Raw genomic sequence first — 26,949 nt, 5'->3', positions numbered from 1 at the left:
ATTTCTGGAGGACCGATGAGCCTGCCTGCTGCTTTCCTGCACGACGTCGCACACCTGATCCCGAACGATCGGCGCTTCGACGACCCGCTTTCCACCCTCGCATTCGGCACCGACGCCAGCTTTTACCGGCTTGTCCCACAGTTGGTTATCCGCGTGGAGTCAGAAGACGAAGTCGTCGCCCTGCTGCAACTGGCCCAGCGCGACCGCGTTCCCGTGACCTTCCGTGCAGCCGGCACCAGCCTGTCTGGGCAAGCCATCAGCGACTCCGTGCTGATCGTGCTGGGCGATAACTGGAACGGCCGCGAGGTTCGCGGGCAAGGCACGCAGATCCGCCTGCAACCCGGCGTGATCGGTGCCCAGGCCAACGCGTGGCTGGCGCCATTCGGACGCAAGATCGGGCCAGACCCGGCGTCGATCAACGCCTGCAAAATTGGCGGCATCGTCGCCAACAACGCCAGCGGCATGTGCTGCGGCACGGCGCAAAACACCTACCACACCCTCGCGGGTATCCGCCTGGTATTGGCTGACGGCAGCCGCCTGGATACCGAAGATACGGCCAGCGTTGCGGCCTTTCGTGAACAACAGGGTCCGCTGCTTGAACGCCTGGCGACACTCGGTCGCGAGACGCGGGCAAATGCTGAATTGGCGGCCAAGATCCGCCACAAATACCGTCTGAAAAATACCACCGGCCTGTCCCTCAACGCCCTGGTAGATTTCGATGACCCGCTGGAAATCCTCAGCCACCTACTGGTGGGATCTGAGGGCACCCTGGGGTTTATCAGCGCCGTAACCTACGACACGGTGATCGACCACCCGAACAAAGCCTCCGCGCTGATTGTGTTCCCGGACGTCGAGACGTGCTGCAATGCGGTGACGGTGCTGAAAACCCAGCCTGTCTCGGCCGTTGAACTGCTGGATCGGCGCAGCATGCGTTCGGTGCAGGACAAACCCGGCATGCCCGCATTCGTACAGCACCTGTCGGAAAACGCCTGCGCACTGCTGATCGAATCCCGCGCGGCGTCGCCTTCGCTGCTGCAGGAACAACTGGCACTGATCATGGCGTCTCTGGCCGTGTTCCCGGTGGAAAAACAGGTCGACTTTACCGAAGACCCGCTGGAAAACGCGCGCCTGTGGGCCATTCGCAAAGACACCTTCCCGGCTGTCGGCGCCGTGCGTAAAACCGGCACCACGGTGATTATCGAAGACGTGACCTTCCCGGTCGAACAGTTGGCCATTGGCGTCAACCGCCTGATCGAACTCTTCGACAAACATCACTACGACGAAGCCATTCTTTTCGGACACGCCCTGGAAGGCAATCTGCACTTTGTGTTCACCCAAGGCTTCAACAGCGCGCAAGAAGTCACACGCTACCAGGCATTCATGGACGACGTGGCACAGTTGGTGGCCGTGGAGTTTGGCGGCTCGCTGAAGGCCGAACACGGCACGGGCCGCAACATGGCGCCGTTTGTCGAGCTGGAATGGGGCAGCGATGCCTATCAGCTGATGTGGCAACTCAAGCGCCTGTTGGACCCTAACGGCATTCTCAACCCGGACGTGGTCCTCAGCGAAGACCCGCAAATCCACCTCAAGCACCTCAAGCCGCTGCCGGCCGCCGACGAGCTTGTGGATAAGTGCATCGAGTGTGGCTTTTGCGAACCGGTGTGCCCGTCCAAAGGCCTGACACTAAGCCCGCGCCAGCGCATTGTGATCTGGCGCGACATCCAGGCGAAGCAACGCGCCGGCATCGACACCACCGAACTCGAAGCGGCCTATCACTACCAAGGCATCGAGACGTGCGCCGCCACCGGCCTGTGCGCCCAACGCTGCCCCGTAGGAATCAACACCGGCGACCTGGTGAAAAAACTGCGCAGCCGCGACGCCGACCGTACGAAAACCGCCGAATGGCTGGCCACCCATTTCTCCACCGCACTGCAAGGCGCACGCTTTACCTTGCACGTGGCCAATGGCGCGCGGATGCTGTTGGGCGCGCCCCGCCTGGCGAAGCTGTCAGCCACGGTCACCAAACTGTCCAAGGGGCAGATCCCGCAGTGGTCCAACGCCATGCCCCAGCCGGAAAAAGCCATCCGTTTCAGCCCGCCCGTGACCGACGAGCGGCCGCGCGTGGTCTACCTGGCCGCCTGCGTCTCACGCGCCATGGGCCCGGCAGCTGGGGATAAAGAGCAAATGTCGCTGTACGACAAAACCCGTGGCCTGCTGGAAAAGGCCGGCTATCAAGTCGTCTCTCCCGACAACCAGGACAACCTCTGCTGCGGCCAGCCCTTCGCCTCCAAAGGTTATGCCGAACAAGCCGAACACAAGCGCCAGGAACTGATCGGCGCCCTGCTCCACGCCAGCCGTGGCGGCCTCGACCCGATCTATTGCGACACCAGCCCCTGCACCCTGCGCCTGGTGCAAGACTTGGCCAACACACGCCTGGACCTCTACGACCCCGTGCGTTTTATCCGCACCCACCTGATGGACCGCCTCGACTTCACACCACAGGACGCCCCCATCGCCGTCCACGTGACCTGCAGCACCCAACATCTGGGCGAAAGCCAGGCTCTGATCGACCTGGCCCGCCGCTGCGCAAAAAACGTGGTCATTCCGGAAGGCATCCATTGCTGCGGCTTTGCCGGCGACAAAGGCTTTACCACGCCGCAACTCAACGCCCACTCACTGCGCTCCCTCAAGGACGCCGTGCAATATTGCAGTGAAGGCATCTCCACCAGCCGCACCTGCGAGATCGGTCTGACCCAGCATGGCGGCATTGATTACCACGGGCTGGTCTACCTCGTGGACCGCGTCACCCAAGCCCGCGCCCACTGACCCGGCAAAAAAACCGAACCCCTGCGCGCAGGCGTAGTCATCTGCATAGGCCTCGGCGAACGAGGCCCCTCAGTGATGTCGCTGGCAGCCCGTGAACGCCAGCAGCGTCGAGCCCTTTTGCGCAAGGAGATACCCTATGAAGCGTTCCGCTCTTGCTGGCTTGTTCATCACCGCTGCGATGCTGGCCTCCCCCGTTTTCGCTGCCGGTGAACCCGATCTGTGCCAGATCAACCTGGACAAAATCAACAACGGCAAAGCCCTACTCGCCACTGACACCAGTGGCAAAAGCGGCGAAATAGACACTGCCGTCTCTCAGGCCAAGGCGGCGCATGCCGCAGGTGATGACAAAAAGTGCATCGAGATCACCTCCAAGGCCCTGCAAGACCTGCAGAACAGCGAGAAAGGCGGCCAATAGACGCCTCACCCGCTCGGGGCCAACCTTCGGGTTGGCCTTCCGTGACGGTTTGGCGTACACTGCACAGGCTTGTCACTCACTATGAAACAACGAGTTACAAGCACGGGGCCGTTTAGGATTCGACGCCGGTTGCGAAACTTTAGGTGCATGCCGAGTTGGTAACAGAACTCGTAAATCCACTGTTGCAACTTCTTATAGTTGCCAATGACGAAAACTACGGCCAGGAATTCGCTCTCGCTGCGTAAGCAGCCTTAGCCCTGAGCTTCTGGTACCTTCGGGTCCAGCAATCACCAGGGGATGTCTGTAAACCCAAAGTGATTGTCATATAGAACAGAATCGCCGTGCAGTACGTTGTGGACGAAGCGGCTAAAACTTACACAACTCGCCCAAAGCACCCTGCCCTTCGGGTCGCTGAGGGTTAACTTAATAGAAACGGCTACGCATGTAGTACCGACAGCGGAGTACTGGCGGACGGGGGTTCAAATCCCCCCGGCTCCACCACTTCAACAAAAAAGACGCCCTCGGGCGTCTTTTTTTGTGTCTGGAATTCAGTGAATGCAGGGCTTTTAGCGCTTGTGAGATCTTCCAGCCCCTTTGGTACCCCGGACTGCCAAATACTGTTTTCAGGATACCAAAACGGTGCTGGAGGTAGCCCCCAAGCCTGCTGACGCAACCCACCTCTCCGATCGCCAGCTCAAGGCAGTCAGGGGGACGGGTAAAAACTTCGTGCTCGGAGACGGCGATGGCTTATTGCTTCAAGTACGCGCGAGCGGCTCGATGATGTGGAATTTCAATTACTGCAAGCCCCCCCCCCCCCCCGCCAACGCTTCACTCTCGCAAACCGACGACCAGTCATTCACATTAGCAATTTCGCCGCGCTCACCCAGCTACACTAGGAGGCTTTTGACGTGGCGTGGACGATAGCTATCGTGGAATTTTCCCCGAGCCTGAGCCCGCCTCATCAAAAATGAATCGGTAATTGCAAAAAGGGTTGCCTGCTTATTTTAAAAGATAAGTAGAGACTCTGTAGCCCAGCAAAACTTCACCTATGTTTTGCAGGAGGCCTGCCCGGGGCTTTTACCCCCCCATCAGGGTGAACGCTTGATGACAGGTTCTTTCAGATGAAACCAAATTCCGTCATTTTTTTTCGAAATGTAGCTCTGCTAATACCTAATACTTTCGTTGCCAAAGTCTGATTCTCTCCGCAATGCTGATACACAAAGCGAAACAACTCACGTTCAACCTCGCCAGTGAAAACCTTGTAAATCCCATCGCTTGGAATTTCCCCATCCAGGATTTCTAAATAACTAGCCAATGCTACAACAACTGAACTCCTGAGGTTTACATTATGCATAATAAACTCATCTCTATATCATACAAACCAACAGCAATCTACCTATTGCTGCATGCCACTTAAGTGTTTTCCGATCTATCTGAATTAGTTAGCATTCGACTTATAATAAAGCCCACACAAGGGCTTTATTATTTAGTACGTCAGAAGCAATCTATCTGTAACCAAGTGATCCTCTAAGCTCTTTCCATCCATTTGGAAGCGCTTCAGCATCGAACGACCAACATTGATAAATACTTCTTGCTCAAACAAACCATCAGGAACATCTACATCACATAGCTTTTTTCCGGAAAATTTCGTTCCATCAATACTCAACGCAACATAAACTCCACGACGCTTGCATTCATCTATTTTTTTGAGCAAACGGCTGAGAGAGAAAGACTGCGCACCATATAAAATTGCTTGACTATCAACATAGGGCGGATCGCAATAAATCAAATCCCCTTGTTTTGCTTTATCCATCGACACTTCAAAATCACACAAGAAAAACTCAACACCTTTTGTTCTTTCGCTCCACAAATCAACCCTATAAGCAAACTTTTCAGGCGACATGGGATTGTGCGCCCCGCAAGGGGTGGACATAAAACCGTCTTTTTTCCGGAATCTCACGACGCCACCGTAGCAGGAGCGAAGTATGAAAACGAGATCAGCCCCATTAGGACAAGCATTATAAGAATCTAGAACCTTCTTATATGCCTCTTTTTTTCCCAGTATCGCCACGAGTTCATATCGATCCTGATACCATTTCTTAAGCAACTCTTTATCGCCACGTAACGCCGCCCATATTTCTACGAGCGGGGGGAATACGTCACTTGCAATCGCTTTGGCTGGGCTTAAAGTCCCGAGGACTCCACCACTCCCCAGAAACGGTTCGAAATATGTACCGTAATATTCTGGAAAATAACTAATAATATCTTCAGCTTGTTTTTGCTTATTCCCTACCCACTTCAGTAGTTGGCTTTTGAACGCTTGGGATTTTAGAGGCGGGGTTTTCAGCCCCTCAGCCTCAAAAAAATCTCTCTGTATGTGCCCCAAACTCACGCCCTCAACTGATCAATATTCTGATTTTGAATATCGTAGCAGACATTTTATATTGTGTAAATGGCCAAAATTCAAAGATATAATTTAATTCTTCGTCAATATCGTCTTGAGGCTGGAATTACTCAAGCGCAACTTGCTGAACGCATCAACGAAACACAATCGTTTGTCAGTAAATACGAAAGTGGTGAGCAGCGTTTAGATTTATATGAGTTAGAACGCATTTGCGACGCTATTGGGGTGCCGCTAATGGACTTTATAGGGAAATATCTTGAAAGCAGACATCCGTTTTCTGAGCCAGACTAGAGAATTCTGGGCTAATGTTCGCACTATTAGCCAGGAAGTCGGTTACACAGACAGGTCCAGCAAAACCATTCTAATACCAAACCGACCGCAACTACACAACGCTTTCAACAAACTCAATTTATCGCTCGCTCACATTGAAGATCAGTACGGAAACCTCACACAATTTGGCAGCGTGCTAATCGACTACTTCGTTTATCGCGCTGACATCTTGAACAACGTTGTTCGCGGAAATCTGATGAACAAAGATCAGGCGGAAGAGGTGTTTTATCAACTTCATGATAAATTGCGTCCTACTTGCCCGCTACCCATGAACAAGCAGAAGGCGGAAAAGAAGAATTACGCCTTCCTTACAGGCATGGTTAATATGCTGGTTGAAGCAAATATCGGGGGATACCATTGCGACTACGACCCGAGAAGTTTGACCACGGTTACCCACAACCGCATGCCTTTGAGAACCCTTTCGCGTCGGGTCGATGGTGCGTTCCCAGCTGTAATTAACCCCATCGCCATATGGGAAATCAAAGAGTATTATTACACAACCACTTTCGGCAGCCGTGTTGCTGACGGTGTGTACGAGTCTCTCCTGGACGGTATGGAGCTGTCCGAATTAGAACAAGCAGGGCACCAGCGAATTCATCACATGTTAGTCGTTGACGACTACTTCACTTGGTGGGAGTGCGGCCGCTCTTATCTGTGTAGAATAGTTGATATGCTGCACATGGGGTATATTGACGAAGTGATTTTTGGCCGAGAGGTCATTCACAGGCTTCCTGTCCTTGTTAACGAATGGAAACGACAACTCGACGCACGCCAAGTATTCGCGCAGTAATTTAGCCCTCAAATAAAAGCCCACCAAACGGTGGGTTTTTATTACCCCCCCCAAAAATCTAAAGCTTGAAAGTTCTAACGCAAAAAAAAAAAACCCAAAACGACGCCCAAGAGGGCAGTCAGATTAAACCAGCAGCTTAATTCAAAGTAGTCAGTAGTAAAGCCACTCTATCAAGCGAGCCCCCTGAAGGCCAAAGCTGTCAGCTCTTCATATAATGGGACGTCGATTTCCATTCTTTTATAATGACCAATGTATCTTGAGCACATACAACCCATGCCGGCCATCGAGTCTACTGCGGTTGATGAGGTAGAGTTTCCTGCAAGATACGTATCTCCCCCCTCCATCTTCTCCCACCTCCCCCGTGTAATCCAATGTAATGCCCTGTAATACCCCCCACCCCCCAACCAGACAATACTCCCCCCACGGACCATCAACACAACAGGCCCCCGTACCCTCAACGCAGTAAATGGAGAACGATCCCCATGGCTAACCTGTATCAGTTGACGCTGAAAAACAACTCCGTGAATCCATGGACTTTCTATGTCTATCAGAAAGCCCCCGATAACGCCTCCAGCAATATCTTCTCGCTGGCGTGGTTCGCCAGCCCGTTCACCATCGCCACAGGTACGCAGATCACCTTTGATTGGACGATCGAGTACGGCTTCGTTTGGGGCGCAGTGGGTGATGTGATTCCGGGTGTCACGTTCAACGCTTCCGACGTGGTGGAAGGTGATTTGACCGACAGCAATACGATCAAGTTTTCCAACGAAGACAACACGCCGTCCTTTTCGACCCCGGTCAAAGGCAGCCCTTCCGGCTCGCTGGTGATCAGCGCTGACGGTTCGATCCCGAACAATAAGTTCTCGGTCGGCCTGAGCGTAGGGGGTTCTCCGGCGTTCGTCATGAAAGCGGGTCCTAACCTGGTGCATCAGTTCACGCCAACGCCGACTTACTACATCGCGGCCGGCAGTGAAATCAAAGTCGGGACTATCCTCGATGTCACCACCGTGAATCCGACGCAACAAGTGATTTTCCCTGACAACGTTTACAAACTGTCCTACGCCTTGGGTACGGACAACCGCTGGGTCGCCATCTAAGTAGAAGTGCGGCGGCGTCCGGGCAGCCCTGACGTGGCCGTCGCCGGTAGCGGGCAGGGCTTGACCGTCGCGTCAGCCACGCCCGTGATCGGTCTACGTTCCCAGCCTTGGAAAACACACTATGCGCAGCACTCCCCACTACACGCTGTGGTTCGTCAATCAATCACTTCGCAGTGGCCAGGCCTGCCTTTACCACGACTTGGCCAACGCCGCCTGCAATCAGCAGGGGGTGCGTCAGCATGCGTGGCGCGTCGCGGGTGCCAATCCGGGGGTGGTGGTCTGTTTTGAATGGGCGCTGGACTACGATTTCGTGTGGCTCGATGACAGCGAGGCGGCCAGTCGTTGCCAATTCGTCAGTGCCAATCAGGCGCTGGGAAGCACAGTGAGTCTTACCCAGACGCCCTTCGGTTATGAGTTCCGAGAGCGGTCCGACCCTACGCCCAATGGCCAACTGGCGATCCAGGGTGACCGCAGTCTCATCGCCTCAACAGCCCCAAGCGCAGGCCTTGGCATGCAAGGAGGCGCCCTGTTCACCGTCAGCGCCGGCCCGAATATCACCACGGTGTTTACCCCTGCCGCAAAGGCACAGTTGTCCTATTGGATCAGCTTTGGCACCTATGATCTGCGGCCCAATGCAGCGCTGTATCCGGCCCAACTCAACCCTCCTGTACGCATACGCTTCCCCGATCAGGTCTACACCATGACGGTGGCACTGGATGCGCACAACGAGTGGACGCTGAGCACTGGCGAACCCTCGCTCAACCAGTTCAGGCACAACCCGGCATGACGGCCCCCACCTATAGCCTGCGCCTGGAAAACGCCTCCGGCCGCGACTGGACCTTTTTTGTCTACCAGGCCCCGACAGTTGCAGACAGTCGGATCGAGTCCCTGGTCTGGATCGCGAGCCCCAGCCGCGTGCCACCCGGCTCGCATGCACTGCTGATGTGGCACGCCACGTCGAGCTTTATCTGGTGCACCCACTCCCAACACCTGACGCCCATGCCGTTTACCGCCAGCGGCCTACACGCCGTGGATCGCAGGGGCGACCAGGGCGTGTTGTTCAATCAGGACAGTAATGGGCCACGCTTTGAACCGTGTGCCGTCACTGAAGCACCGGGAGCTTGGAGCATCGCCGTCGCGGACAACGTCCCCGACCATACCTACAGGATCGGCACCCGCATGGACGGTGCCAGCGTCCTGGCCTGCACGGCCATGACCTCACAGCTCTATGACTTCAGCGCCGATTACTGGATAGCCGCTGGCACGGATATCAGTGCCGCAAGCGTCATCGACAGCCACCACCGCAGCCCAACGCTGGCAGTGCGCTTTCCCGCCAACGTCTACACGTTGAGCTTTTATCTGGATGAAAAGCACCACTGGCACCCGGGCACGCCCTGCGCGCTTGCCGCTGGCTCCAGGCCCCTATCGCCGTCACCAACAGCGAGATTTCCCCGCAGCGCATTGCCCCCTACCGTCCCGTTACTTAAGGAATAACATGGCCAACTTAATCAGCATCGGCGCCATTACCACGCCAAATCCCACGCTTTTCGTCAAGATGGACAGCCTGTTCAGCGACCCTGTGGAGTACCGCATCCAGACGCTGTCCCCCGGTTCGCAGTGGCTGTATGTCAACCAATTCTGCTCATTGCTCACCACCTACTGGCTCAATGATGCAAATACTCCAAATGTCTACGGCATCCAGAACCTGGTTGACCACGTCAAGATTTCTGCGGCCCAGCAACTGATCAACCTGCAGAGTCTGGAGCAACAAACGACCGAAGCGAACAACGCGCTCGGCAACTCCCACTCGAAAGCCTTCCCGCTGCCAATGAGCCTCGATGCGGTCAACGACGAACTCAAGGACCTTCAAGTAGGTACCCGGATTTGGGCGGGTAATACGGTACATGTGGTGGGTTTTCTCATCACTGCTGTCACGCCAGTCGTCCCCACCACTCCCCCCACAACACCTGCCGAAACGCCGGGGCCTTACACGTACACGCTTTACGACTCCAACACCGGCGTCGTGGAAACAGGGCGAACCTCTTTGTCCCAATTGATCGTCAGGATGGGGTACAGCAGCCTGGTGATCTCTGCACCGGCATAACCGCCAACACTACCGCCAGCCTGCCCCCTCACCTCGGCAGCGCTGGCGCGCCGGCGCCGTCCCCCTTCATGCCGCCATCCTAGTCGAGTACCCGGAATGTCCGAGATCAAAGTGAATTTTCTCGTCGCCAAAGACGCGATGAACTACGTCCACCAGGGTCACTCCATCGGTACCGATGGCTGCTCCCCCGGCGTCGGCGTGATCATTCGCATGGCCGACGCTTCGCTCTGGTGCGCGCACCTCACGTGCAGCCTGCAAGGTCATTCCAATGAGTTTGCGGCGATACACAATGCGACATTCAGCGCATTGGCCAATACCCTCAAGGGCGTGCCGGTCAGCGTGGACGCTTGCACCCTGTCCTCGCTGGACCAAGCCGCTGGCGCGATCTGGGCCGGGGTTCGAGAGTACTTCGATGGCGCCAGACACCCTCGTCACTCGAAAGCCGCCCACATCAACACCAGCACCCACGGCATCTACGCGAACGCCCAGGGTGCAATCAGCTACGTGGGTGCCTCGCAAAACCTGGCGGGCCACCCGGCCGAGTACAACGGCCACGCTGTCGTGCCACCGCCGCTCAAGGGTTTTGATACGGATACGCGGCTGACTCAAGTGTTCCTGAACCGGATCGCCAACCAGAACTTCGCGTTTTGCCTGCGCTATCTTTCGCGGACGGAAGTCGAGGCGCCCGGCGACCTGAGTCCCAAGGAAGCGCAGCTCATCCTAGCCAATGGCTTGGCGCTGATGCCGGTGCAACATGCCCCGCCGTTTCAAAAGCCGGAGGCTGGATGGCGGCCGACCCAGGAGCTGGGCGCCAAGTATGGGGCTAGCGCAGCGAGCAACGCCCACACGGTCGGCGTCCCGCCTGGCGTCAGTGTGTGGATGGACCTGGAGGCCGTCGATCCGGGCGCCACGCCGCAGGACGTCATCGCGTACTGCAAAGCCTGGTACGCCGCGGTGGCCGCGCAGGGATATTTGCCGGGTATTTATGTCGGCTACGATTGCGGCCTGTCGGGTGAACAACTCTATGACCTGCCCTTCCAGGCCTACTGGAAATCCATGAGTCGAGTGCCGGACATTCCCCATCGCGGCTATCAAATGAAGCAATCTCCCAGCATCAGGACACAGGGCATCGAGGTCGACATCAACTACATGACCACCGATGCCAAGGGCGGGCGACCGCAGTGCTGGGCCCTTCACTCCGGCGACCAGAGCCCCCCTTCCAGCGATGAGCCGCGCATGATCTGAAAACACAAGCTGCCCATACGCAATTCACGCCGCCGCCGCTCGATCAGTTCCGGTGCCTGGCCGGTGGCCGCGATGGCCTGCCGGAACTGGGTACGCGCGCGGAAGATGTGAATGTTCAGATGGGCCTCGTCGATACCCAGGCTCTGGGCCAACTCCGCCGTCTCGATCCAGCCTTGGCTGGAAGCGTCCAGCCCGCGCTCGGCATCCCGCAAGCGGTGCCGGGCCAGCGCCAGCACGCTGTAATGATGGGTGCGCTCACCCAACGCGATCGACGCCGCGCGTGTGGCCACCTGCAAGGTGACGTGCTCCTCGTTCAGGCTCACCGCAAAATCGAGGCGCAGCGCCTCCTGGCGCGCTACAACATCCGTGTCTGTCATCGGTTCTGCTAGGTTGCCCATGATGTCCACCGTTCGGAATGCAAGTATCGAATGAATGGGGAAAACGCTGTTGGTGCAAGTATCTGTCGCTCAAAGCCACAAACGCGCCCAGCTCGGCCCGCAGCCGCTGGTGTATTTGATCAGGTAGTTGACCGCCGTGTTGCGCGGGTGGGTTTCATGTGGGCTGACGCCGGTCTCCAATGGCTTGCCTTGCGGGTCGGTCGGCGCAGAAGACACCGCCTGGCCGGATGCCGTGCTGGCCGACACGCCTTCCTCAACGACCATCACTTCCACGGACACGTTCTGGTAGGTATGTTCGTGAGTCAGCATCGCATCAGTCTGGCGCGAGCCAACGCCGGCATAGAGTTGAGTGTCGTCGATCGGGCTGGTGCGTGTGGCTGCATCCTTGTCGTTACCGGTGCCAGCGTCATTGCCGCGCAGGAACGTGCCGCGAAGATCAGGAATCGTGAACGTACCGTCGGCGCCGCCATACAGGTACCCAAGCACAGCGAACAGTTCCGGATAGCAGGCGACCATCAGCGAGCGTCCGTCGCAGATCATCCAACCCCACACCTCGATGGCTGGCAGGTCGCTGTCCGGCGCGGTGCTCCCGGGCAGGAACGGGTCCGGCGTGGGCTCGTCCAACGGACCAGCGAATGCGGTCACCGCACCGACCGGCAAGCTGCCGCCCGGCACCAGCCCCACCGGCCAGTCATCGTGAAAGGCCCTCACAGAATACCGTCCAGACAAACCCCATCGATGACCTGCATGGCCGTGGGCACCAGGACCTCCCAAGGCCGGCCGACGCACTGCACCTCATCGTGCGCGAGCCCTTGCGCCGACTTCAATGCGTTGGCAATCGCCATTTCATGGGCCTCGATGGGCACCGTCTCGCAACCTGCCGGCCAAAGCTGGCCTGAGGACAGCAGATAAAGCACGATCAGCGCCGTACGCGGCCGCACCGGCACCAATACCCGAGCCAGGTCGGCAGCCTGGAACGCCGCCAGTGGCGACACGCCCGCGCCGTCATCATCGAGCGCCAACGGGTAATGCGCACCGTCGTCCTGGCGGTAGAACTGAATGTTCATCTCATCCCATTCGAACATGTCATCGACGAATTGCACGCGCCCGGTCTCCGCCAAGCTGTCCTCGGCGAACGTCGGGCTTCCCGGGTCCAGGTAGCCGGTGAGGTTGGCGCAGCGTTGCTGCAACAGCGCCAGACAACCGCGCCGCAGCTCACGGCGCTCGACCCGCCGCGCCGCCAGGGCCGAGCGTTCCCGGGTAACGGGCGTCTCCAGGGCGGCGCTGTCGACACACAGCGCCTGTCGGGCGTCGAGCAAGGCGTTGTAGGTCTTGATCCGCCATTCGTCCATGGCATGGGCCGTGGGCACGCATTTGACGGTGATATTGACCCGCACCGGCTCAGGGGCAGGTGCAGGTGCCGGGGGCGTCACGGGCGCTTCCGGCTCGTCAGGCACCGAGGCGGCGGCCTGCGCGCGGCCCACGGCAACGATCAGGCTCTCGCCACAGCCAAAATGAATGGCGATGGGCTTATAGGGAATGGCGAAGGTATCGACGCCCACCATGATCGCCGGGCAGCTCGCTTGAGGTGCCGTGATAGCGCTGGCCGTGGCGATTTGTGCCTGGTACCCGGCCGGCACAGCGACAACCGCCGACGCCCCCTCCCCCAGCAATACCGAGACATCGCGCCGCGCCTGCGGCGGCGGGTTGATGGCGGTGCTGCGATATTCAGCGGCAAGGGCTGCGTAGTTGTCGGGCGTCATCTTCTTGAAGCTATCGACACCCTGCTGTTCCAGGGTTTTCGGCGGGCCGAACAGCGCGCGCTCATCCGGCGCAACATCGCGAAAATAGGCGGTGGCAGGGGCGACCAGCACAAACTCGACCATCAGCCGGCAGCCATAATTGACCACGCGCGCCTCGTACAGCTTGTTGACCCAACGCAGCACATAAATCTGATTGCTGGCGCCAGCACTGTTGTCGATATTACTGGTGATGGTTTCGGCCGTTTCATGCAGCACGCTGCTGCCGCGCACTTGGTCCACATTGCGACTGATGCGCTTGACCGTCTTGCTCAACACTTCGCGGGCAAAACGGGTGGCGTCATCGCTGTCTGGCCCACGCTGCACCGTGGTTGTCACGGGCCCGCCATTGACGGTGGCGACGGTCGGTGGCCCATAGGTGGTGCTCAGTTTGTTGTAGGTCTTGTTGGTGGTTTTTTCACCGATGGTGCGCGAAGTCTCGGTATGCAGGTCATCGCGGGCGTCGGCCGCACTGTCGTCAAGCGCCTGCGCGTCCAGGGTCTGTGACAGGCTGACATCCACCTGGCGCCGCACTCGCCGGCGGCTGATGTCCTTGCGCTCGCCGCGCATCAGGTTCTCGATGGCGGCAATTTCGCCGGGGACATGGCGCAACAAGCGCTGGCGCACCATTTGCAGATCACCGATGGAACAGGGCTCGATCCAGCCGCCTGCGACCGCCGGTGCAGCGGCCGGCGGGGACGTGTTGGCCGGTGGCGAGAAAAACCCGTGGGGCAAGGTGATCGTTGCCTGCATCAGCTCGCGCAAGGCGGTTCGCGTGAGCAGCGGCGTGCCGGCGGGAGGGGCGTAGACCTGGGACGCCAGATGGGCCATGACCAACTGGCTGCACAACGGTGTCAGCAACTGGGGCCTGCACCAAGGCACGACCACCAGCGCGAAATAGCTGTCCCAGAGCGTTGCGACCGCTTCGGCATAATTGGACGGCAGGTGGGTCGTGACCCACGTGCTGACGGTCTGAGGGTCGTAGTCCGACGCGAGTACGACTTCCTTCAACCGCGTCAGCAGCGCATAGGTGCCGGTTGAAAGCTGCTCCAGAGTCACGCACTGCGGTGACGTGTACGGCGCCGTCCCCTGGATGAACGACAGCGCCAGTTTGTCCATCGCAGCCCGGCTGGAACACTTGCTCAAGTCGCCATAGAAGCCCTGCGGCTCAGTACTGGGCGGCGGCGTGTACGACAGGAAGCGCCGTTGCGCCTGGGCCGCACTGATAAACGGCCACTGGCGAATGTACAGATAGGGGAAGAGTGCGGTATCCGCCGCAGGTATGGGCCTGAACGGCTCAGGCCTGGGCTCGGTGCACGGTTCGGGTTCGGGTTCGGGCTGCGGCGGCCAGGGCCTCGGCTCGGGCTGATCGCCTGCAACGCGGGTCAACACACCGTGCGCGGTCTGGGGCTGCGCACCGTCGGCCCCATGGGTGACCTCAACGCGCAGGATGGAAACTTCACAGCCCGCGACGCTTTCGTAATCCCAGTGCAGCCTGCCATAGGCCAGGTAACCGCCGGCAAAGCGAATATTGAAATGACTCGGCTGTGCGCACGCCACCTCGTCGCCCTCGAACGGGACAACTACGACATCGCCCTGGTCGGCATGGCCGTGGCCGGTACGGCGGATGCGGACCCTCACCGCCCAAAACCCGCCTGCGCTCGACTCCCATTCACTGGCGAAGCTGAGAGCTCCCTCCGGGGTCTCCCAGGGTGCTATCGGTGCATTTTCCATAAGACATCCCTGGCGTGGATACGGAGTGCGATTGCAGCCCGCAATCTAGTTGCCCCCCGGCACCACGGTGAAGTATCAGCACGTAACACCCCACCCGGCGTTACCGTAACAATACTTATGCGTGATGGCATCTTGCCCTAAGGTCAGCAGCGGGAAACGCCGGACGCCACGTGCGAAAGGCCGCTGGCTCAGGGTGTCCATGCTTGGATGGCAGGCATCATCTCAATACTGATTGGGTGTCTGGTTTGACAAGGACAAGTCCACGAACGGAAGAAATGCAGAAGGTAAAATCCATGCCAGACCGACTCGACTCCAGCAAATATCCCGTGGCTGCCTTCCGGGAGACCGTCACCGGATTCAACGCCGTCACGCATACCGCCAGAAAACGCCCCAAGCTCACAGACACCCTGCCCACATCGCCGTCGACGGCATTGATCGTGCCACCGGACAAGGCGGAAATCCGCGCCACGCTGGCTCTGGTGCTAGAGAATTCGCTGTTCTGCAAAGCGCCAAGACTGAGTCGCCTACTGCAGTTCCTGGTTGACCGCTACCTGAGCGACACGCTCCAGGACACCACCGAATATGGTATCGGCATTGACGTATTCGACCGCGACCCGGCCTTCTACAGCACGGGAGACGACCCCATCGTGCGCGTGCAGATCGGGCGCCTGCGGGAAAAGCTCAAGGCCTATTACTCAGAGTCCACACGAGGCGCCGGTGTGGTTATTTCCATTCCAATCGGGAGCTACATGCCCTTGATCCGACACGCCGATGACTCAGCCAAACGTTCGCAGATGTGCCCGCTGCTGGCCGTTCAGCCGCTGAAAAACCTGACCAGCGACCTCACCTGCCCGCTCTTTGCTCCCGGTTTGAACGAAGAGTTGAGTTGCCAACTGTTCAAGGAGTTTGGCAACAAGATCGTCACCTACTCCTTCTCGCAACACGCCAGCGAACCGGCGTTTGCATCGGCCGCCAGCCACCTGCTGGAGGGCAGCGTGCGCATCGATGGCAGCCTGATGCGCGTCTCGGTGCGCCTGATTAATGCCTCGACTGGCTCAATCGCCTGGTCCGATCAGATGGATCGGTACACCAAGCCCGGCATCGCGTTGCAGCAGGACCTGGCCCAGACCATTTGCGCAGGGCTGGAACGCCACTTTTTCAGCGGATGATCGATAAACCGAGACACTGCATTTGGATTGGCGGCTGCACCGGCGCAGAATATGCCGCCGTAATGGACCCACTGCCCCGGCCTCCAGAGGACAGCGGCAGCAAGCTTTGCCTACAAGGATGAACGCCGCATTGAATAGAAATTCCTACGCCTACCTGATACCGGTCGTCATTGGCTTTGTGCTGGTCACGGCGTTGCTGCTGGGCTGGGTACTGATTGTCTGGCCTTCTGTACACTTCAAACCGATGGCCGAAAAAATCTGTCTGATCTCATCGCCAGTGCTGGCAATCGCGTGGCTATTACGCCTGTGGCATACCAGAAAGGGCGAATGGCTACGCAAAAAACCGTTGGAGCGGTTGAAAGTTTTTCTCGGGGCCTTCATCGCGAGTGCCGTAGTCATGGTCTCGCTGCTAGCAGCAGTCATTTTTCTTACAAGCAGAACGCTCAGCAGCTACGACACCGCGTACGAATACGCGGGTAGAGGCCACCGTAGTTGCACAGGCATCCACGTGTTCGATACGGAAGTGAACAAACAGATCAAAATCTGCGAAGCCGGCAGCGGTGCTTATCAGGGTTGGGTGCGGGTGGAAAAACGTAGCGGGCCTCTGGGTTTTGTGGTGATAGGCGCTGTGCCCCTATGACCCTCCTGCGGCCAGATCGGCCGCGGGGCCGACCCCGCACTATTTATCCATCCGTTCACGAAATATTCAGAATCGCCGACCGATACTAGCCCATTGCAATGACCGCTCCCCCGAGCGCTCCCCTGCCCTGGTAGCCAGAATCCATGACGCGTCCTGTTCCTCTGCTGCTCCTGCTTGTTGCCCTGTTGTTTTTCTTCGCCCTTGGCAGCCATGAGCTGCAAGGCTCCACCGAAGCCCGCGTCGCCGGGATTGCGATGGCCATGCACCTGGACAACAACTGGGTGGTGCCGCAGTTGTTTCGCGAGCCCTTCCTGGAAAAACCGCCCCTGAGCCTGTGGCTCGATGCCGGGGCGATTCGCCTGTTTGGCGGTACCACTTGGGCGGTGCGCCTGGCGTCGGCGTTCGCCGGGCTGTTCAGCGTGATGCTGTTCTACGGGATGCTGCGCAAGTTCGGCCGGCCGCAGACCTTGGCGTTTTGCGCGGCGCTGATCCTGGCAACCATGGCCAGTTATTGGAGCAACGTGCGCGGCGTCGGTGAAGACTCGCTGCTCAGCCTCGGCGTGACCACCGCACTGCTGGCGTTCTACCAAGCCATGCGCCCGGAAAACTCAGGTTCCAAGGCGGGCGCATGGGCGCTGTTCACCGCGGGCATGGTGATCGCCACCCTGAGCAAAGGCGTACTGGGCCTGGCGATGCCGGGCATTGTGATTTTTGTGTACCTGGCCGTGACCAGTGTGATCGACAAGCGCCTGCGCATCGGCGACTGGCTCAAGCCTGGGCTGTTCACCCTGCTGGCCTTGGTGCCCCTGATGATCTGGCTGGCGTTCCTGTTCCAGCGCGGCGGCATGCAGGCCGTGGGTGAAGTGTTGTGGACCAACAGCGTCGGTCGCTTCAGTGGCTCGTTTGTCGAGGCCGGGCACTACGAACCGTTCTACTACTACATCGCCAAGCTGCCCGAGGCGTTCCTGCCGTGGAATATCCTGGTGTACCTGGGCTTGTGGCACTTCCGTAAGAGCCTGGTGCGCAATCGCTACCAGCTGTTTTTCTGCATCTGGCTGGTGGCGCAGTTCACCCTGCTGACGCTGGCGTCCAGCAAGCGCACCGTGTACTTGATGTCGCTCACGCCAGCCGCCGCCGTACTCGCTGCGGAGTATGCGCGCGTGCTGCTGGAGCGTTTGAGGGACCGCAAGCCCGGCCTGTACCGCTACCACCGGCAGATCATCGTCGGCGTATTCGCCGCTCTGTTTGCCAGTTACCTGGCCACGGCCTTCTGGTTTGCGCCCAAAGCCGACAAGCGCGAGTCCTTCGTGCCGGTCATCAGCCAGCTCCAGGCGCTGCAAGCAGAAGGTCGGGAAGTGGCGATATTCCAGCCGAACGAGCGGATTGCCGGGGCCGGGGTGTTCTATATGCAGGGCTACGTGCCGCTCCTGCAAACCGAGCCCGAGTTGCGTGCATTCCTGGCCGCCAAACCCGGCAACGTTGCGTTGACGGATCACACCAAGGGGCTGAATGAGCCGGTGAAGGTGTTCAAGGAGATGGCGATCGGCCGCCAGCCTTACTACTTCGTCGAGCAATAAGGCCGGCGCGGTGCATCAGTGCTTGGTCAGTTTGTCCAGGTAACCCATGGCAAACGCCGAGACGACGAAGGTCATGTGAATGATCACGTACCACATCAGGTGCTGTGGATCGACGTTCTTGGCGTCCATGAAGATGCGCAGCAGGTGGATCGAGGAAATTGCCACGATGGACGCCGCCACTTTCATCTTCAATGAAGAAGAGTCCATGGTGCCCAACCAGTTGAGCTTTTCTTTGTTTTCATCGATATCCAGCTGCGAGACGAAGTTCTCGTAGCCCGAGATCATCACCATCACCAGCAGACCACCGACCAGCGCCATGTCGATCAACGACAGCAGCAGCAGGATCACTTCTGCTTCCAGCATGGTGAAAATATTAGGAATGACGTGGATGATTTCCTGGAAGAACTTCAACGCCAGGATCAGCAAGCCCAGGGACAGCCCCAGGTAGATCGGCGCCAGCAGCCAGCGTGAGGCGTACATCGTATTTTCGATAAAGCGTTCCATGGGATCTCACACAGCGGGGCTAGAAATGGCGGCGAGTATACCAGCCGCTACCAAACACCTGTAACCGCGAGAAAACTGACCTGGGCGCATCTGTAAGAGAATTTTTCTGCTAGTGTCGAGGCCATTAAATCGGCTCGATGACGTCGGACAGGAAAACTCAGATGATGGATGTGCGAACGCCTTTGGCCAGCTTCGGCCTGTGTGCAGTGTTGCTGATGGCCAGCGGCTGCTCCCCCAAAGATGAGCAGAAGCAAGCCACCCTCGAAGAGAAAACCGCTAAGTTCGAACAATCCCTGGACAGCATCCAGGACCCCAAGCTGCGCGACGCCATCGCCGACCTTGGCGGTTCGCTGCTGTTGCTGGAACGGGCGCGGGTCAAACTCGCCGATAAACCCATCGAAGCCGAATACGGTGAAAACTCCCTCGCCCTGCTGACGCATTACCCTACGCCCCAGGCGCTGGTGGACACCTATATCAACGGCCTTTTCGTCCTGCGCAAAGCCTCCCATTCCGACTACCTGACGGACTTGCAGCCGGTCTTCCCCTTCAGCTTCAACAGCCCGGACCAGTTCCCGTTCCCCCATGGGCTGGAGTGGCAGTCGGTAACGTTGAGCAACAACAAAGTTATTCCGTTCCAGCCGGAATGGTCAGAAACCGACCCCGGCATCCAGTTGAGCCCCAGCAGTTCCAACCTGACCAACCCCGATGATTTGACGGTGACCTACCCGTTCATCGACGGTATCGAGACCGAAAACAAAAGCCAGCCGCAGCCCGTCAGCCTCAAAGGCACGGTGGAAGTGATCGCACCCGGCAAGGTGGTGAGTTTTGACCTGAGCAAACAGGACGTCGGGCGCACACGTACCGAAGGCACGGTCAGCCTCAAGCTGCTGTTGCTGGAAAAAAACTACGCCGAGATCGAGATGACCAACAGCGCGCCCCTGGCCCCGGAAGTCGGTGACGAGTCACCCAACCCGCTGCTGGTAGAAGCGCGGGACAGCACCGGGCAATTTCTCACACGCTCGGGTTCGATCAACGAAAGCGCCGCGCAAGTGGCGTTTTACGAGAAACAACTGGCCGAGATGCAAAAACAGACGGCCTGGTCCGATGCCTTCGAGAAAAAGCTCGTCAGCCAACAGAAAGACTTTGAACACAAGCAGAGCAGCCATTACGCCAAGGTCTACTTCAATGGTGTGATCGACAACCTGCAGATCAACGTGCTGGATTTTTCCAAGGCCACGCTCACCCGCAAGGACCTCGACCTGCCGGTACTGCGCTTCGACAAGAACAGCCTGCAAAAAACCGTGCAAGCCTTGCCGATGCCCGTCACGGTATACGACGACGGTGCCGCAAGCTGGCTGAAAGACGCGACCCTGACCGAAGACCAGCTGAAAAACAGCGTCACCATCAGCCAGTCCACCGAAGACGCCAGCGCCGCGCATATCGTGTTCGACCACCCGTTCACCTTCAATGACGACCTGGTCGGTGCCGAACGCAACAGCAGCGAATCGCCGATCACCTTCTTCACCGCCGATGACAAGGGCGAACGCGGCGAGCCCATCGAGCTGCCGACCGAAGCCTTCGAGCTCAACCCGGCACGCGGCACCCTCACCTACGACCTCAACCTGTTCCCGGAAAACCCGGCGTTTGTGGTCGGCTCGATCCCGCTGTTCCTGGCCACCATCGAGAAAGCCACGATTGACACCGCCAAGCTGCCCAAAGGCCTGTCGCTCAAGGACAACGCGCTAGTGGTTGACCAGAAAGAGTTTCCCGCCGACAGCTGGCGTTTCTATGCCAAGGACGCCAGCGGCCATTACCTCAAGGAAATCCTCGGCGTCAGCCACCGCGCCGAGGAATACGGCACGGCGATGTTTGACGTGCATTATTTCTACGGCCAGCCGACCACCCTGGAAAGCTACCAGCGCACCGACCTGAGCACCGTGCAATACGGTTTCGAGGTCAAGTTGGACAAGCCCGAGAGCAAATAGCGCTCAGTGCTGGGTGTCGCCATTGAGCTGTCGCAAATGGGCCTGCATGTGCAGGCTCCAGATCTGCGGATCGCCGGCCTGCTCATAGCCATGCAGCGTGAGGCTGTCGACGATTGATTCAAGCATGGTTTCTGCCACGAACGGCCCATGAAACGGGCCTTGTGACTTGATGGTGGACGGCTGTTCACCGGTCATTCCGGCGGCAAACAACAAGGTCCACAGCCCGTTATCCCCGGCAAGAGGGCGAATGGAACATTCGATACGGGTGACCAGGCCCAAGCACTGGCGGGTAAGGCAAAGGCTGCGCGGCATGGCGGCGACCCTCGGTAGATCGGTGTTCAACCCCGACGCTCGGCGAGGCTGTCTCTATCCTGCGACTCCTGTGGAGATCCCTTGAGCAGAGAATAGAAGAAAACCGCGAGAAACCAAGGTTGTAGGGACCAACGGGCGTTGGTCCCGGCACCGAGTCAATTTCATGACAGCATTCCCGAAGACACTGCTGTACCCAGTGTGGGAGCTGGCTTGCCTGCGATGACTGACTCACAACCACCATTTCTGTTGACTGATACACCGCTATCGCAGGCAAGCCAGCTCCCACACTGGGCCTGAGTAACGCCGGACATTTAGCTCGGCTTGGCTTCCGCCAACGCCTCCTGCGCCAGCTCCTTCTCCGCTTCCTTCAGATCTTCCTCGCTAATCATCTCCGCAATCACCCGCAAACGCTCAACCACCCGCGCATTGACCGAGCCTTCCGGGAACTGCCCTTCCTCATCCGGCGCACCGGCCGGCTCGCCCACCAGCAGGCTCAAGGCTTCATCCGCCTGGCGCACCGCATAGATATGGAATTGCCCGGCGCGTACCGCCTGCAACACCTTCTCATCGAGCATCAGCGTGGCCACGTTGGCCTGGGGAATGATCGCCCCCTGCTCGCCGGTCAAACCGCGCGCTTCGCACAGGCGGAAGAAACCTTCGATCTTCTCGTTGACCCCACCCACCGCCTGCACTTCACCAAACTGGTTGATCGAACCGGTGATGGCAAAGCACTGCTTGAGCGGCGTCTTCGACAGGGCCGAGATCAAGGTGCACGCCTCGCCCAGCGACGCACTGTCACCGTCCACGTAACCGTAGGACTGTTCCAGCGCGATACTCGCCGAGATCGCCAGCGGGAATTCCTGGGCATAACGGCTACCGAGGTAACCGGTGAGGATCATCACGCCTTTGGAGTGGATCGGCTGGCCGAGGTTGACCTCGCGCTCGATATCGACAATGCCGCTGCCCCCCGGGTACACCGTGGCGGAAATCCGCGCCGGCACGCCAAAGGCCGAGTCACCGACCTCCAGCACCGTCAGCCCGTTGCACTTGCCGACGGCCGCACCGTCGGTGTCGATCAGGATCACCCCCGCGAGCATGTCGTCGAGAATCCGCGCCGACACACGCCCGGTACGGGTGGCCTTGGCCTTGAGCGCCCGCTCGATGTGCCCGGCGTCGGTCATCTCGTCGCCGGCCAGGTGGCGAATGAAGTCCGCTTCGCTGACCAGTTGAAACAAATCACCGATACGCGCCGACAAACGGCCCTGATGCTCCGCCAACCGTGCGCTGTAAGTGGCCAACCGCGCCACCGCATCCGAGGTCAGCGGCGCCATGCCTTCTTCCGAGGTGCGGGTCTTGAGCAACTGGGCGAACTGCTCCAGGCTTTCATCCACCATCGGGATGTCTTCGTCGAAGTCCACCAGCACGCGGAACATCTCCTGGAAGTCCGGATCGGCGTCCTGCAGCGCGTAGTACAACTGCCGCGAGCCGATGATGATCACCTTGACCTGCAACGGGATCATCTGCGGGTTGAGGGTCACGGTGGCCAGGCGGCCCAGCTCGCCCAACGGCGATTCCATCTTCAGCTTGCGCGATTGCAGGGAGCGCTTGAGGGCGTCCCACACAAAGGGTTCGCTGAGCATTTTCTCGGCTTCAAGGATCAGGAAACCGCCGTTGGCGCGGTGCAATGCGCCCGGACGCAACTGGCGATAGGTGGTGTAGAGCGCGCCCTGGTCGGTGCTGTATTCGATACGGCCGAACAGGTTGTCGTAGGTCGGGTGCGGTTCGAACACCACTGGCGCGCCGCCGTTGACCGGATGGCCCACCACCAGGCTTGGGCAGTATTGCTCTTCGAGCAGCTTGCGCGCCTGGGCGTCGGTCTTGGCGTCGTCCACCAATTGCTCGACCACGGTCTTGAGCAGGTACACCTGCATGGCTTGCAGGTAACCGCAGACTGCGGCGTTTTCTGCGTACTTTTCCGACAGCGGCGCGAGCAAAGGCTGTAGGGCAAGGGTGATGGTTTCTTCGTTGAACTGGCGCAGTTGGTTGTTCGACTCACGCTTCCACTGCGGCAGGCTGGCCAACTCCTCGTTGAGACGCTCTTCCAGCTCGGAAATATCCGTGTGGAAACGCTCGCGGTCGGCTTCCGGCAGCTGCGAGAACTCCGCCTCGTCCAGGGCCTTGCCGTCGAGCATCGGCGTAAAGGCAATGTTGGAGCTGTCGCGGTAGAGCGCCACGTCCTTTTCCAGGGCCAGGCGCTCGATCACGTCCAGGGCCTTGTCGTAACGCTGGTTGAAGGCGCGGTCGATGGCACTTTTGCGTTGCTGGTAAGTGGGGTGTTCGAAGACCGCCGGAAAGGTCGCCGTCAGGTTGTCGACCAAGCCGTTGATGTCGTTGATGAACGCCGCAGCAGCGCCGCCTGGCAATTCCAGGGCGCGGGGTTCGCGGGGCTCATCGAAATTGTTCACGTAGACCCAGTCCGACGGGGTCTGCAGGCGTTTGCCTTCGGCCTTCAGGTAGCGTTTGACGAACGAAAAGCGGCCAGTGCCTGGCTCGCCCATGACAAACACGTTGTAACCGGGGCGTGGCATGGCCACACCGAACTGCAACGCTTCAACCGCACGTTCCTGGCCAAGCACACCGCGAAAGGGCTCCAAATCATTGGTGGTCGAGAAGCTGAACTGTTCAGCGGAGAAAGGGCGAGTCAGCGCTTCAGGCGCTAGACGCAAGCTGGCAGCAACAGGATCAGGCATCGGGCTTCCTTACATCAGGCGGGGCAGATGTCGGCATTCTGGCTCCCGCTTGCGCGCTCTGGCAAGGCACGTCGTTGGGAAAGCTTGGACACGGAACCGGTCCTACAAAAAAAAGCACGACATCTCTGATTGTTTTATAAAAACTCACGGAACCCCTTGAACCTGCCTAAACTCCAAACTGCGCGGGTTGGACTAATAACTGGCCCCTAGGGCGCTACGATGCGCCTGAACCCTTGTCCATTGGTTTGCACACAAAGAGAACAAAGCTATGAAACGGATCCTTCTCGGTACTCTCTTCACCGTTGTCTCCCTCAATGCAATGGCAGAATCGCCAGGCGGCCCGAACTGCGGTTGGGGCAACATGCTGTTCGAAGGCCAGCGCGGCACGCCAGCCCACTTCCTGGCTTCCACCACCAACGGCACGTCCGGCAACGCCACCTTCGGCATGACCTCGGGCACCAACGGTTGCAGCACCAACAGCGCCCTGACCTACGGCGGCAAGTCCTGGATTGCCATGAATGGCATGATGAACGAGCTGTCCGAAGACATGGCCAAGGGCAATGGCGAAGCGCTGACCACCTACGCGGTGGTACTGGGCGTGGCGCCGGAAGATCGCGAGCACTTCGCGGCCGTGACCCACGAGCACTTCCAGCAAATCTTCAGCAAGGCTGACGTGACCGCTGACGACGTGCACAACAACACCCTGTCTGTACTGAAAAGCGATGCCCGCTTGGCGAAATACGCGACCCAAGCTTAAGCTCGACCAGCCCGCGCCTCCCCAGGCGCGGGCTGTATTTTTGGACCCGCCCCCCTTTTGGGTCTCACTTTTTCCGACTTAAGTTGCTCCTATGCTCAAACGCTTTGCCTGGATGGCACTCTTCGCCTGCGCCCCGCTGTACGCGGCCCCGCATCTTGACGATCAACGTTTGCAGCAACTGGCCAACGATCCGTTCTGGCTGTCTTTGGGCCATTATGAAGCCGGCAAAATCAGTGGCTGGCGCAGTTACGTCAGCGAACAGAAGTTCTTTCTCGCCGCAGATGGCGCGCACCACCCCGACGCCGAACTCAAGGCCACCGTTGACGCGTTGTACGCGCCGGCCAGCCTCGGCGAAAAACACGCCCAATGCGTCTACCCCGCACGTACCCGCTGGCTCAAGGATCAGTTGCACCTCACTGACCTGCCTGCCGTGGACTGCACCGAATTCAAGCAATGGTTCAAGGACGTCGCCCCCCATAGCGCGGTGATGATCTTCCCGGCGGCCTACCTCAACAGCCCGTCGTCGATGTTCGGCCATACCTTGCTGCGCATCGACCAGGCCGATGTGCAGAGAGACAAGACCGCCCTGCTCAGCTATGCGATCAACTTCGGCGCCTATATCGAAGGCTCCGACAACAGCATCCTCTACGCCTGGAAAGGCCTGATGGGCGGCTACCCCGGCCTGTTCGCGCTGGTGCCGTACCAGGAAAAGCTCTCCGAATACCGCAGCCTTGAGAACCGCGACCTGTGGGAATACCGCCTCAACCTGACCCAGGTCGAGACCGAGCGCATGGTCGAGCACGTGTGGGAGCTCAAGCAGATCAAGTTCGACTACTTCTTCTTCGACGAAAACTGCTCCTATCGCCTGCTGGAACTGCTGCAAGTGGCGCGCCCCGGCCTGCGCCTGACCGAACAGTTCCCGCTGACCGCGATCCCCACCGACACCGTAAAAGCCGTCAAGGATGCCGGCCTGGTTGAAAAGATCGACTACCGGCCTTCCCGCGAACGCGAGTTGCTGGAGCGTGCCAAGCCGCTGGACAGTGATGAACAGCAATGGGTGCTGAACGTCAGCGATGACCAGAAGCAACTGCAAGACCCGGCGTTCAAGGCCCTCGCCAAAGACCGCCAGGCCCTGATTATCGACGCCGCCTACCGCCTTGGCCGTTACCGCGCCAACGGCCTCGAACGCGACCCCGCCCGCTCCCAGCGCAGCTTCGAACTGCTGCGCGCGATCAACCAGAACCCCGCGCCCGACCTCAAGATCACCCCGCCCGGGCTGCCGGAAAACGGCCATGAGTCGCGCACCTGGCAAGCCGGCATCGGCACCCGGGGCGACAAGGCCTTTGGCGAATACGGCCTGCGCATGGCCTACCACGACCTCAACGACAACGCCGAAGGCTTCCCCCTCGGCGCACAGATCGAAATCCTGCAAATGAAACTGCGCCAGTACGAAGGCAACCACTGGCAACTGCAGCAACTGGACCTGGCCACCATCCGCTCCCTGACCCCGCGCAACGCCCTGTTGCAACCGCTGTCATGGCAAGTCACTGGCGGCCTGGAGCGCGTACCGGGCAAACACGACGACGAAACCCTGGTCGCCCACGTCAACGGCGGCGCCGGCGGCACCTGGCAACTGCGCGACGACATGCTCGGCTTTGCCCTCGGCACCGTGCGCGTGGAACACAACAATGACTTCAACGAAGCCATCTCACCCGCGGCCGGGTTCAATACCGGTGTGCTGTGGAGGAATCCGCTGGGCAACTTGAGCCTGGAGGCCAAGGGCGACTTCTTCACCAATGGCGAAGTGCGCCGTAGCCTCAGCCTGAACCAGCAGTGGGAATTGTCACGTAACCTGGGCGTACGCTTGAGTGCCCAGCGTGAGTTCAGCCACTTGTCGACGCCAGTAAATGAAGTGATGCTGGAAGTGAAGTGGTATCACTACTAAGGCCCACCGCAAATCCAAAGGCGGGAACGGGCTTGTGTGGGAGCGGGCTTGCTCGCGAATGCGGTGGATCAGACAAAACATCTGTAACTGGCCCACCGCATTCGCGAGCAAACTGAACTGGCCTAATGATTTTGGACACTTCAATCGGGCGCTATGATAGCGCCCAAA

The 26,949-nt window shown here is 59.0% G+C and carries 23 protein-coding genes and 1 other RNA gene; 16 read left to right on the top strand and 8 right to left on the bottom strand.

The genetic code is table 11. The features are described from left to right. The first annotated feature begins 15 nt into the window (after positions 1–15). The 3 genes from NUV89_RS01240 to ssrA all read left to right on the top strand — a co-directional run bounded on the left by NUV89_RS01240 (position 16) and on the right by ssrA (position 3,742). Positions 16–2,826: an FAD-binding and (Fe-S)-binding domain-containing protein gene (locus NUV89_RS01240; RefSeq protein ID WP_257780007.1), complete on the top strand. Its 2,811-nt coding sequence runs from the start codon at positions 16–18 to the stop codon at positions 2,824–2,826. A gap of 136 nt (positions 2,827–2,962) precedes the next feature. Continuing rightward, positions 2,963–3,241, top strand: a complete 279-nt coding sequence (locus NUV89_RS01235; RefSeq protein WP_257780006.1) for a hypothetical protein — start codon at positions 2,963–2,965, stop codon at positions 3,239–3,241. Between the two features lie 104 nt (positions 3,242–3,345). Then, positions 3,346–3,742, top strand: a transfer-messenger RNA (tmRNA) gene (ssrA, locus tag NUV89_RS01230). A gap of 616 nt (positions 3,743–4,358) precedes the next feature. On the opposite strand, the gene NUV89_RS01225 is transcribed toward ssrA, so the two are convergent. Then, positions 4,359–4,595: a helix-turn-helix domain-containing protein gene (locus tag NUV89_RS01225; RefSeq protein WP_257780005.1), complete on the bottom strand. Its 237-nt coding sequence runs from the start codon at positions 4,593–4,595 to the stop codon at positions 4,359–4,361. A 132-nt stretch (positions 4,596–4,727) separates the two neighbouring features. Continuing rightward, positions 4,728–5,633: a Dam family site-specific DNA-(adenine-N6)-methyltransferase gene (locus NUV89_RS01220; RefSeq protein WP_257780004.1), complete on the bottom strand. Its 906-nt coding sequence runs from the start codon at positions 5,631–5,633 to the stop codon at positions 4,728–4,730. 60 nt (positions 5,634–5,693) lie between these two features. Here NUV89_RS01220 and NUV89_RS01215 point away from each other — a divergent pair, with 60 nt between their 5' ends. The 7 genes from NUV89_RS01215 to NUV89_RS01185 all read left to right on the top strand — a co-directional run bounded on the left by NUV89_RS01215 (position 5,694) and on the right by NUV89_RS01185 (position 11,211). After that, on the top strand, positions 5,694–5,936 hold the full coding sequence (locus NUV89_RS01215) for a helix-turn-helix domain-containing protein (protein WP_257780003.1): 243 nt from the start codon (positions 5,694–5,696) through the stop codon (positions 5,934–5,936). Then, positions 5,902–6,765: a hypothetical protein gene (locus tag NUV89_RS01210; protein ID WP_257780002.1), complete on the top strand. Its 864-nt coding sequence runs from the start codon at positions 5,902–5,904 to the stop codon at positions 6,763–6,765. Before NUV89_RS01215 ends, NUV89_RS01210 begins: the two co-directional genes overlap by 35 nt. A gap of 482 nt (positions 6,766–7,247) precedes the next feature. Further along, a complete protein-coding gene (locus NUV89_RS01205; RefSeq protein WP_257780001.1) occupies positions 7,248–7,862 on the top strand; it encodes a hypothetical protein in 615 nt (204 codons plus the stop codon). Positions 7,863–7,983: 121 nt separating this feature from the next. Next, complete coding sequence (locus NUV89_RS01200; protein WP_257780000.1) at positions 7,984–8,649, top strand: hypothetical protein; 666 nt, start codon at positions 7,984–7,986, stop codon at positions 8,647–8,649. Then, positions 8,646–9,356, top strand: a complete 711-nt coding sequence (locus NUV89_RS01195) for a hypothetical protein (RefSeq protein WP_257779999.1) — start codon at positions 8,646–8,648, stop codon at positions 9,354–9,356. Before NUV89_RS01200 ends, NUV89_RS01195 begins: the two co-directional genes overlap by 4 nt. A gap of 1 nt (position 9,357) precedes the next feature. Next, entirely contained in the window at positions 9,358–9,966 is a 609-nt protein-coding gene (locus tag NUV89_RS01190; protein ID WP_257779998.1) for a hypothetical protein, read from the top strand. A 96-nt stretch (positions 9,967–10,062) separates the two neighbouring features. Further along, positions 10,063–11,211 carry a DUF1906 domain-containing protein gene (locus NUV89_RS01185; protein ID WP_257779997.1) on the top strand — a complete coding sequence of 383 codons (1,149 nt, stop codon included), beginning with the start codon at positions 10,063–10,065 and terminating at the stop codon, positions 11,209–11,211. Here NUV89_RS01185 and NUV89_RS01180 read toward each other — a convergent pair. The 3 genes from NUV89_RS01180 to NUV89_RS01170 form a co-directional block, all read right to left on the bottom strand. Then, positions 11,160–11,588, bottom strand: a complete 429-nt coding sequence (locus tag NUV89_RS01180) for a hypothetical protein (RefSeq protein WP_257779996.1) — start codon at positions 11,586–11,588, stop codon at positions 11,160–11,162. The genes NUV89_RS01185 and NUV89_RS01180 overlap by 52 nt on opposite strands. Positions 11,589–11,678: 90 nt before the next feature. Further along, positions 11,679–12,320, bottom strand: coding sequence for a phage tail protein (locus tag NUV89_RS01175; protein ID WP_257779995.1), 642 nt, complete (start codon positions 12,318–12,320; stop codon positions 11,679–11,681). Further along, the gene (locus NUV89_RS01170) at positions 12,317–15,049 is read right to left on the bottom strand and encodes a hypothetical protein (protein ID WP_257779994.1); all 2,733 of its coding nucleotides are present in this window, start codon (positions 15,047–15,049) and stop codon (positions 12,317–12,319) included. Before NUV89_RS01170 ends, NUV89_RS01175 begins: the two co-directional genes overlap by 4 nt. Before the next feature lie 368 nt (positions 15,050–15,417). Here NUV89_RS01170 and NUV89_RS01165 point away from each other — a divergent pair, with 368 nt between their 5' ends. The 3 genes from NUV89_RS01165 to NUV89_RS01155 all read left to right on the top strand — a co-directional run bounded on the left by NUV89_RS01165 (position 15,418) and on the right by NUV89_RS01155 (position 18,528). Then, entirely contained in the window at positions 15,418–16,311 is an 894-nt protein-coding gene (locus NUV89_RS01165; RefSeq protein ID WP_257779993.1) for a hypothetical protein, read from the top strand. A 118-nt stretch (positions 16,312–16,429) separates the two neighbouring features. Next, complete coding sequence (locus tag NUV89_RS01160) at positions 16,430–16,951, top strand: hypothetical protein (protein WP_257779992.1); 522 nt, start codon at positions 16,430–16,432, stop codon at positions 16,949–16,951. 143 nt (positions 16,952–17,094) lie between these two features. Beyond that, complete coding sequence (locus tag NUV89_RS01155) at positions 17,095–18,528, top strand: glycosyltransferase family 39 protein (RefSeq protein WP_257779991.1); 1,434 nt, start codon at positions 17,095–17,097, stop codon at positions 18,526–18,528. Positions 18,529–18,543: 15 nt separating this feature from the next. Here NUV89_RS01155 and NUV89_RS01150 read toward each other — a convergent pair whose 3' ends face one another. After that, positions 18,544–19,032: a TIGR00645 family protein gene (locus NUV89_RS01150; RefSeq protein ID WP_005791582.1), complete on the bottom strand. Its 489-nt coding sequence runs from the start codon at positions 19,030–19,032 to the stop codon at positions 18,544–18,546. Between the two features lie 161 nt (positions 19,033–19,193). Between NUV89_RS01150 and NUV89_RS01145 the strand changes: the two genes are divergently transcribed. Then, a complete protein-coding gene (locus NUV89_RS01145; protein WP_257779990.1) occupies positions 19,194–21,017 on the top strand; it encodes a hypothetical protein in 1,824 nt (607 codons plus the stop codon). A 3-nt stretch (positions 21,018–21,020) separates the two neighbouring features. On the opposite strand, the gene NUV89_RS01140 is transcribed toward NUV89_RS01145, so the two are convergent. After that, complete coding sequence (locus tag NUV89_RS01140) at positions 21,021–21,329, bottom strand: hypothetical protein (RefSeq protein WP_257779989.1); 309 nt, start codon at positions 21,327–21,329, stop codon at positions 21,021–21,023. 311 nt (positions 21,330–21,640) lie between these two features. Next, positions 21,641–24,079, bottom strand: a complete 2,439-nt coding sequence (locus tag NUV89_RS01135) for a Lon protease family protein (RefSeq protein WP_257779988.1) — start codon at positions 24,077–24,079, stop codon at positions 21,641–21,643. Positions 24,080–24,347: 268 nt separating this feature from the next. Between NUV89_RS01135 and NUV89_RS01130 the strand changes: the two genes are divergently transcribed. Both NUV89_RS01130 and NUV89_RS01125 read left to right on the top strand, forming a co-directional pair. Next, positions 24,348–24,836, top strand: coding sequence for a DUF3015 domain-containing protein (locus tag NUV89_RS01130; protein ID WP_026137099.1), 489 nt, complete (start codon positions 24,348–24,350; stop codon positions 24,834–24,836). Between the two features lie 91 nt (positions 24,837–24,927). Continuing rightward, positions 24,928–26,781 (top strand): DUF4105 domain-containing protein, encoded by a 1,854-nt coding sequence (locus tag NUV89_RS01125; RefSeq protein WP_257779987.1) that lies wholly within the window; start codon positions 24,928–24,930, stop codon positions 26,779–26,781. Positions 26,782–26,949: the final 168 nt, after the last annotated feature.

The organism is Pseudomonas sp. 18.1.10 (assembly GCF_024655625.1).
GTDB lineage: Bacteria > Pseudomonadota > Gammaproteobacteria > Pseudomonadales > Pseudomonadaceae > Aquipseudomonas.
This window is presented reverse-complemented; position numbering and strand designations above follow the sequence as displayed.